Annotated in this window: 3 protein-coding genes; all 3 read left to right on the top strand. The window is 61.5% G+C overall.

What is annotated here, in order from left to right:
- A partial coding sequence (locus ACTJGZ_RS16020; RefSeq protein WP_441663885.1) for an amino acid permease occupies nt 1–928 on the top strand: 928 nt, incomplete at its 5' end.
- Nucleotides 929–973: 45 nt separating this feature from the next.
- A complete protein-coding gene (locus ACTJGZ_RS16015; RefSeq protein ID WP_441663884.1) occupies nt 974–2,170 on the top strand; it encodes an amino acid aminotransferase in 1,197 nt (398 codons plus the stop codon).
- Nucleotides 2,171–2,419: 249 nt separating this feature from the next.
- The coding region (locus ACTJGZ_RS16010) for a phosphoenolpyruvate carboxylase (RefSeq protein ID WP_441663883.1) at nt 2,420–3,229 on the top strand (810 nt) is incomplete at its 3' end.

Below are 3,229 nucleotides of genomic sequence, written 5' to 3'. Positions count from 1 at the left end.
CATCAAGGTCGCTGCCATCGTCAGCATGATCGTCTTCGGCCTATATCTGCTGGGAACCGGCAAAGCCGGCCCCGAAGCTGGCCTGTCAAACCTGTGGAACAACGGCTTCCTGCCCAATGGCATGAGCGGGCTGGCCATGGCCATGGCCGGCATCATGTTTTCCTTTGGCGGCCTGGAGCTGATAGGCATCACAGCGGCGGAAGCCGACAACCCGCGCCAAAGCATCCCGCGCGCCACCAATCAGGTGATCTACCGCATCCTGATTTTCTATATCGGCGCGCTGGCTGTCCTGCTGTCACTCTACCCCTGGGAAAAGGTCGTGACCGGCGGCAGCCCCTTTGTGCTGATCTTCCATGAGCTCGACAGCAAGCTGGTCGCCCATGTGCTCAATGTCGTTGTGCTGACGGCGGCGCTCTCGGTTTACAACAGCGGCGTCTATTGCAACAGCCGCATGCTGTATGGCCTGGCCAAGCAAGGCAATGCGCCCAAGGTGCTGACCCATGTCAATCGCCGCGGCATCCCCACGCTGGCGCTGGGCGCATCCGCTGCTGCGACCGCCTTATGCGTGCTCATCAACTATTACCTTCCGGGGCGCGCCTTTGAATTGCTGATGAGCCTGGTGGTTTCCGCGCTGGTCATCAACTGGGCCATGATCAGCCTGACCCATTTGCGCTTTCGCCGCGCCAAGCAGCAAGCCGGCCAGCCGACAGAATTTCGCAGCATCGGCTATCCGCTCACGAATTACTTCTGCATCTTGTTCCTGGCGGGCATTCTGGTCGTGATGTACCTGACACCAGCGCTGCGCCTCTCCGTCTATCTGATTCCATGCTGGCTTCTGGCGCTGGCTATCGGCTATCGTTTTCGTCGCGGGGATGCCATCACGCTCCCCGGCAGCAGTATCGCAAACGCGAGCGTTCCGGTACGCTGATGTCCGTGAAATATGAAATAACCTATCTGTCAGGACGACATCGCAATGTTTGAACATATCCCGCCTTACCCCGGCGACCCGATTCTGACCCTCAATGAGGAGTTCCAGAAAGACCCGCGCCAGGACAAAGTGAACCTGAGCATAGGCATCTATCTGGACGACCATGGCCGCCTGCCCGTCATGGCGGCGGTACGCGCTGCCGAAGAAACCATCGGCACGTCTTCCGTCCCCAAGCCCTACCTGCCCATGACCGGCAGCCCTGCCTATGCGACAGCCGTCCAGGAATTGGTATTCGGCAGCGCGGCGCCCAACGTGGCCACCGCGCAAACGCTGGGCGGCTCGGGCGCGCTGAAAGTCGGCGCCGATTTCATCCGCCGTTATTTCCCGGAATCCCAAGTCTGGCTCAGCGATCCCAGCTGGGAAAACCACCGCTTCATTTTTGAGCGTGCGGGTTTCACGGTTAATACCTACCCGTACTACGATGCCGAAACCGGCAGCCTGAAATTCGACGCCATGCTGGCTGCCGTCCGTCAGTTGCCCGCCCAAAGCGTGCTGCTTCTGCATGCCTGCTGTCACAACCCGACCGGCGTGGATCTCAACGAAGCCCAGTGGCTGGCGATTCTGGACGCAGTTCAGGAACGCGGGCTGCTGCCCTTCGTGGACATGGCTTATCAAGGGTTTGGCGCCGGTATCGCCAGCGACGCCTTTGTGATCCGGGAATTGCTGCGCCGCAATATTCCCGCTTTCGTCGCCAACTCGTTCTCGAAGAATTTTTCGCTGTACGGCGAACGCTGCGGCGGGCTGTCGCTGATCTGCGAAGACCAGGAAGCGGCCCAGCGCGTGCTCGGCCAGCTGGCCAGTGTGGTCCGCTCCAACTATAGCTCGCCGCCTGTGCACGGCGTCAGCGTGATCACCCAGGTTTTGAGCACGCCGGCCCTGCGGGCACAGTGGGAAGAGCAGCTCACCCACATGCGCGAACGGATGCTGGCCATGCGCGCCCAGCTGTTCCAATTGCTGAGCGAAAAACTCAACGGAACGCGCTGCGCCAGTCAGCTGGACCGTTATGTCCAGCAGCGCGGCATGTTCACCTATACCGGCTTGAATGCCAGCCAGGTGGACAAGCTGCGCCATGAGCATGGCGTTTATATTCTGCGCTCCGGCCGCATGTGCGTGGCGGGCCTGAATGAGTCCAATGTGGGCCGCGTGGCCGATGCCGTGGCAAAGGTCATGCAACAGCCCTGAACCCAGGGCCAGTCAGTCCGGGTTCCACCTTGCCCCGGCAGGCGGAACCCGGCCGCAAAGACTTTTGCGGCGTCGCACAAATCTCTCACCGAATGCGGCCGGAACTGGTACCATTTCCGGTACCCGATGGCGTAACACAATAAAAACGCGCTACGGGTCTGCCTCTCCCTCACCAGGAACCCGCAGGCAGCTTGCCCGGTACCCCTCGATGGTGCCGGACATCCCCACACCATCCGGAGAGACCCAAGAGTGAAGCCAAACCACGCGACAAGCACCGAACTGCCTGCCGACTCATCCGCGCGCCAGGACATCCGCCTGCTCGGACGCCTGCTGGGCGAGACCATCAGGGAATGTGAAGGCAAACCCGTTTATGACCTGGTGGAAACGCTGCGCCGCGCGGCTGTCAAATTCCGCCGCGAAGGCAGCAAGCGCGAACGCGACATTCTGCAAGAACGCATCAGCGCACTCAAGGGCGAACAGGCCACTGCCGTTGCCCGCGCCTTCAGTTACTTCCTGCAATTGTCCAATATTGCGGAAGACAAAGAACAGAATCAGATGCAGCGCGAACAGGCGCGTGAAGGCACGGTGCCCGGCAGCCTGGCGCATACGCTGGCCAGCCTGCTGGAGAGCGGCCAGACCCGCCGCCAGCTGCTGCGCTATCTGGAAAACGCAGACATCGTGCCGGTGCTGACCGCCCACCCCACGGAAGTGCAGCGCAAGAGCACGCTGGACTTGCACCATGAAATTGCCCGCCTGCTGGCCTCTCCCGAGTACGGCGACAACGAAATTGAAGACCGCCTGGTGGCGCAAATCGTCACCCTGTGGCAGACCCGCATGCTGCGCCGCCAGAAGCTGACGGTCATGGATGAGATCGACAATGCGCTGGTCTATTACGACCGCACGTTCCTGAAGGTCGTCCCGCGCCTGCACCAGGATGTCGCCCGCCAGCTGGCTGGCGGCAAACCCAGCCGCCTGGGCCGCCCGCTGCCTCTGCTGCCCGCGTTTCTGCATTTTGGCAGCTGGATCGGCGGCGACCGCGATGGCAATCCCTACGTGGAT

It is taken from the genome of Kerstersia sp. (assembly GCF_052103615.1).
GTDB lineage: Bacteria > Pseudomonadota > Gammaproteobacteria > Burkholderiales > Burkholderiaceae_B > Kerstersia.
This window is presented reverse-complemented; position numbering and strand designations above follow the sequence as displayed.